The organism is uncultured Turicibacter sp. (assembly GCF_938044715.1).
In the GTDB taxonomy this organism is placed as follows: Bacteria; Bacillota_I; Bacilli_A; order MOL361; family Turicibacteraceae; genus Turicibacter; species Turicibacter sanguinis.
The window spans coordinates 1-6247 of sequence record NZ_CALIOS010000053.1; the positions used below are offsets into that span (position 1 = coordinate 1).

A 6247-nucleotide genomic window follows, 5' to 3' on the forward strand; every position below is an offset into this window, starting at 1 on the left:
TGAATATCGTCAAAATACCCTTAAAAAAGTTGTTTAGTTTAGTGTTGACAATCCAAGGTAGCACTGTAGAAGATAGATTAATTCATTGTTTAATATTGGAAAAGTGTAAGCAACTTTCACAGCAAATTGCTTAAAAATTTAAAATTAACAATCAATACTATCTTGTATATTGTGCATCATGTATTATTTAATTTCGACTTTTAATTTAACTGATATGCATTAATCTCGTAATATTATTTTAAAGAAATACAACATCATGAAATTAATGACTTTTTTAAAATTAAAATTCAGTTCTTTAGGCTTCTATGCATATATATTCTATCCTAACAATATCATGTCCAATTAAAATCCCTTCTAAGTTTAGAAGGGATTTTAATTGGACATGATATTCGTGAACAGATAAGTAACCTCACGTCGCTACCAAAAAAAATAACACAATTTCCGACATTTTTCGATTTTTTGTTCGTTAATGGTGCGTTTTTGTACGTGAAAATACACCATCGGTTCTTTAAATCAACCTTTTATCACTGAATTTTTACTTTTATTATTCAATATTTCTGATTTTATTTTTAAAGTAATCACTTTATCCAATGGTACTGGTTTTGAATAATAATAACCTTGAATATACATCGTATCGTTATCAAAAGTTCTAATCATCTCTACTTGAGCGTAACTTTCTACTCCCTCTATGACCATGATGGTCTTATTTTCTTTAGTTATATTTGACATACATTTCATAATTTCTCTTTTTCTAAACGATGATTCAATATCATCAATGAAATATTTATCTAATTTAATCATATCATAATCAATCATTTCTAATACATCGAAGTTGGAATATTGAGCACCAAAATCATCAATGGCAATTTTAAATCCTATTTTTTTAAGTTTTAAAATAATATCCTGAATTTTTTCAACGTCGCTTAATTGGAATCTTTCCACTATCTCTAAACAAAATTGTTGTGGATTAGCATTTGTCACTTTAATTAATTCTTCCAAATCAGTTAAAAATCTAGCATCCTGTAATTCCTTAAATGAGACATTAATAGAGAGATAAAAATTGTTCTCCAAATTGTCATTTGATGACGTTATCGTATCGTAATCTTCAATCGCTTTTCTTAAAACCCACATCGTCACTTCATACATCATATTAGATTCTTCAATCTGTTTTAAGAAGAAGTATGGCGTTTGAATTTTAACTCCACTTTGATATCTCAACAACGTTTCACAACCTACAATTCTATTCGTATTGGGATTTATAATAGGTTGATAGTATAATAAAAATTTATTTTGTTCTAAATCATTTAAAATCTTTTGACGATTCTTCTTTATTTTCATTTGATCCAACATTAGTTTTAATCCAAATGTCAGTATAATTAAAATTAATATAGTAATAATCAAAATAAATAAATCACTTTTTTGCTTATATAAATTAAAATAACTCTCGTAAAGCTTATGAATCGGATTATTTGGAAGGGAATCATATTGTTCGAAATAAGAATCAATTTTCGTCATCAACTCTTTATTTTCCTTATTTGTAACAATGTAAAAAGAGCCTGTAGAAAATTCAAAGATATTACGATACTTCTTATCTAAATCTGTATATTCAGCTGAATAAAGAATAGCATCTACTTGATGATGACAGAATAAATTTAAAGTACTTTCATATGAATCGACAATTTTCAGATTGACATTAATATTTTTTCCCTCTAGCATATTTAACAATCGTTGATAATTTTGTTCATTTTCAATAAACCCAATCGTCATTCCGTTTAATGCCTCTAAATCTCCATATCTAATATTGTGGTTAGTAAACAATCCAACTCTATTAATGTTAATATAATACTTACTAAACAGATATTCTTCTTGTCTTTTGGGAGTAGAGGAAATTCCAAATAAAAGATCTATTTCCTTATTTTTTAACTTATCTAAAGCCTGATTAATAGGGACATCAACATATTCATAATCAAGATTCAAATCATTTGCAATCAAATTCATTAAATCATGATAATAACCCGAAGGTTGTAATTGTTCATTCAGATAATAATACGGATAATATTCATAAAAAGCGACTTTTATTTTATCGGATGCTCTGATGCAATCATTAGGGGCTATGATAAAAAGTAATACCATCAAAATGCCAATTAATTGTCTGAATTTTGACCTTCTCCTCATATCATCTCTTCCTAACAAACTAAAATTTCTACTCATTCACTGCCTCACTCATTTACTTTAATTCTCATCAGAAAAAATGTCAGTATGATGTAATAAATATAACCATTTTAATAGTGTAATGTTTTAATTGTTATCTATACATCACTAAATATCTTTCCATTTTATTCACCAATTACTTCTTTGTCAACTAACTTTAATTCTCGATTTAAAAATTATCCTTCTCCAATTGATAAATCAATATCTGTTAACTTATCTTTGGCAAACCTAAAAAATTTTTGATACTTTTCTTTGTGTAAGGATGATTTTAAGTAGACGAAATTGAATTCTCGACTGAGGTTAATTCCATCAATCTGAATTTGTTTTAATTCATTTCTTTCTAATTCTTCTTTGACAGCTTCTTTATAGATAAACGTGACACCATGGTTTTGTTTGACAAGATGTTTCAATAGTTTTAGACTTCCAATTTCATCGAGTTGTCTAAACTGATTGAGTGAACTATTAGTATTAGCCAATAATTTTTCTAAAATATCGCGACTTCCAGATCCAAACTCACGAATAATGAGTCTTTGCTTCTTCAATTCTTCTAATGTAATTGTTTCATTTAGTGCACTATTAATTGATGTTACTAAAATGAAATCATCCTTCTTTAGTAAATGGTGTTCAAATTGTTCCTTGTCAAAATAACCTTCGATGAATGCAAATTCAATTTTACCTTTTAAAAGATCTTCAATTAAATGGGATGTATTTTGAACTTTAAAGTTAAGTTGAATGTCTGGAAATCGTTTTAAGTGTGCATCTAATATCGTTGGCATGACATAGTCTGCAATCGTTAATGTTGCGCCAAAATTTAACTTAACCTGTTTTGTTTTTAATTCATATATTTCAGCTTCAGCTGATTTGAGCAGTGCCTGTGTTTTTAATGCATACTGTAAAAGGGCGTGTGCCGATTCTGTAATCTGCATTTTTTTTCCTTCATAAACGAATAATTTCGTATTATAAGTTTCTTCTAAATATTTAATATGTTGTGTAACAGCAGGCTGCGTTAAACATAAGTGTTTCGCTGTTTTTGTTAAATTTCTTGTTTCACACACATCAATAAAAGTAAGTAATCGATAATCAATCATAGGTACCTCCTATAAAAAAATATTATAGTCATATAAAAATGTATAATTTGATTTTATACATTTTTGCATGTTATTGTAAAGTTATGTTAAAAAATAGGAGGTTTTTATGAAAAAAGTCATACCTGGGGTTCTTCTTTCATTAGCGATTGCTATTATCGCAACGTCACTAAATCAATATATTCATATCATCGGGGCTAGTGTATTTGCACTTTTAGTAGGGATGGCCCTTAACTTTTTTATGAAGGATGATACAAAATATAGAGCTGGAATTACATTTAGTTCAAAAAAACTTTTAAAAGTTGCAATTGTCTTATTAGGAACTAGCTTAAGTATTAGTCAAATTATTCATGTTGGTAAATACTCACTTGTTGTCATGGTATTTACTTTAGCAGCAGCATTTGGATTTGGTTATTTATTTGGAAAGCTTTTCAAAATGGACTGGAAACTTAGTTCATTAATTTCAGCAGGAACAGGAATTTGTGGTGGAACGGCTGTTGCTACCTTATCACAAGTTATCGATGCTGAAGATTCAGATGTCGCTTATGCTATTTCTGCAACATTTATCTTTGATGTTGTAATGGTTATTTTATTCCCTATTATGGGAGCAGCACTTGGATTGAGTGATATGGCATTCGGATTATGGGCAGGTACAGCTATAAACGATACATCTTCTGTTGTTGCCGCAGGATACGCTTATAGCGATGCTGCAGGTGATTTTGCAACGATTGTAAAATTAACACGTACATTATCAATCATTCCGGTTGTATTAGCTTTCTCATATTTAAATGAACGATTAAAACAAAAACAAAATTCAGCTGTATCAGGTGAACAAAAGAAAATTAATTTAAAAAAGATATTCCCTTGGTTTATTTTATTATTCTTAGGGGCAGCTATCCTAAACAGTGTTGGTATTATCCCAGCGGCACTAAGCTCAACTCTTTCAACATTAAGTAAGTTCTTTATGGTCATGGCACTAGCTTCAATTAGATTAAAAACAGATATTCGCGATGTTACGAAGTCAGGTTTCCTTCCTATGCTTCACGGATTCATTATTTCAGCTATTGTTGTTATTGTCGCACTTGTTGTACAAGTTTTCCTAGGACAAGTCTAAAATTGACTAACTAAATAAAGTGTACTTAAAAAAGGATTCTCAAAATTTGAGAATCCTTTTTTTTTATAAATTTTCAGTATGAATGAAAATCTCATTTTGCTTGGCATCATACACAGTGTAAGTGACGTGGTTCAGTTGGCTATTCTTTGATTTTTGCCACTGTGTACCTACTTCATTATTTTCAATGTTAATGTTGATTTGACTTAATCCATCTTCTAGTTTTGGATTTTTAACTAGACCATTATCTTCATAATAACGTCCTTCACACGTTGTTTGAACATGAGCGATGATTTCAATTTGATGATTATCAAGCTGAGACACATTTTGTGCTTCATCATTTAAAATTAATAAATGATTAGGACGAATAAAGATAACCAATTGATCTATTGGCATGCTAACATAGTGATGCCCTTGTTTCATTAATTCAAGTTGATACGTTTTTTCAGTTGTAAAACGAACACATAACATCTCTTCTGGGAAATAGACAACACGTCCTGTTTTGTTTTGTTCATAAATAGGTGCAATCATGAGTCCATCTCCAAGTAGGAGTTGGTCTTCTATTTCTTTTGAAATATCATCCGAATACTCAAAGGCTAACGCTTTAAAATATAAAGTGTTGCTTAAGCAAGCTTTCATATATTCACTATATAAATGATTCACCAATACATAGCGTAAGCAAATGAAATGACGCATGACAGCCATACTTTTGAAACGATACGGTTCTTGGGCTCTTGTATATTTAGCCGTATGATTACGCATTAATGGTGTAAAGATTCCAAACTGTAACCATCTTGTTAACAGGTCTTCGGTTGTATTATCACTAAATCCCCCGATATCAGCTCCACTATATAGATATCCACACATATTAAGAGATGGCATCATTTTAATATTTAATAATAAATGTGACCACCAAGAACGGTTATCGCCTGTCCAAATTCCACTAAATCGGTGCATTCCGGTTGAAGAGGCACGTGAGAATAACAACATCCGCTCTTCTTTAATCACATCAAAAGCTTCCGCAGCAGCACGTGTCATATTATATCCATAAAGGTTATGAACCTCATGATGGCATACAAACCCTTGGTCTGTATCATGATACATTTCTTTAAAGTATTCTGGCTTATTTAAGATATTACTAAATTGATCTTTAATACCGAAAAATAAACCTAAATCAATATTTTTTTCTTTATTTTCCAGCACTGAATCCATCGCTTGTTTCATCGCATTTGGCGTATAAAAAATCGATGGTTCATTCATATCATTCCAAAACCCCTCAATACCTTTATCGATTAACGTTTTATATTTCATCCCAAACCAAGTGCGTGTTTCTTTATTTAAAAAGTCTGGAAAATGAACTTTTCCTGGCCAAACAGCTGCTTCAAATGGTGTTCCATCCTCATTTTTAATAAAGTATCCATTTTTTATGCCTTCCTCATAAATTTCATATCCTGCTTCTGCTTTGACACCGGCATCGATAATCGGAATCAGATGAATTCCTTCCTCTTTTAACTCTGCTACCAGATTTTCAAAATCAGGAAACTTATGAGGATCAACTGTGAAATCTTTTAAGTTTTGCATGTAGTCGATATCTAAATAAATGCTATCTAATGGGATTTCATGTTTTTTGAAATGGTAAGCGACTTCTCGTATTTCATCTGCCGTTTCATAACTCCAACGACTTTGCTGGTAACCAAAAGCCCATTTTGGTGGGATATAGCTTTGCCCGATAAGTGTTCTAAAAGTCTGTATAATTTCTAGAACATTCTGACCTTCAATCAAATAAAGATCTAGATTCATCATCTCAGGCTCAATCATTAAGGTATCCAAATCCGTATAT

Annotated in this window: 4 protein-coding genes; 1 reads left to right on the forward strand and 3 read right to left on the reverse strand. The window is 30.4% G+C overall.

Translation table 11 applies throughout. From position 1 onward, the window contains the following. Positions 1-513: 513 nt before the first annotated feature. Together QWC74_RS05945 and QWC74_RS05950 are read right to left on the reverse strand one after the other, a co-directional pair. Positions 514-2175: an EAL domain-containing protein gene (locus QWC74_RS05945; protein WP_006784766.1), complete on the reverse strand. Its 1662-nt coding sequence runs from the start codon at positions 2173-2175 to the stop codon at positions 514-516. Positions 2176-2387: 212 nt separating this feature from the next. Next, a complete protein-coding gene (locus QWC74_RS05950) occupies positions 2388-3299 on the reverse strand; it encodes a LysR family transcriptional regulator (RefSeq protein WP_006784767.1) in 912 nt (303 codons plus the stop codon). A gap of 106 nt (positions 3300-3405) precedes the next feature. Between QWC74_RS05950 and QWC74_RS05955 the strand changes: the two genes are divergently transcribed. Then, a complete protein-coding gene (locus tag QWC74_RS05955; protein WP_288993943.1) occupies positions 3406-4410 on the forward strand; it encodes a YeiH family protein in 1005 nt (334 codons plus the stop codon). A gap of 63 nt (positions 4411-4473) precedes the next feature. Here QWC74_RS05955 and QWC74_RS05960 read toward each other — a convergent pair. Further along, the coding region (locus QWC74_RS05960) for a TIM-barrel domain-containing protein (protein WP_288993944.1) at positions 4474-6247 on the reverse strand (1774 nt) is incomplete at its 5' end.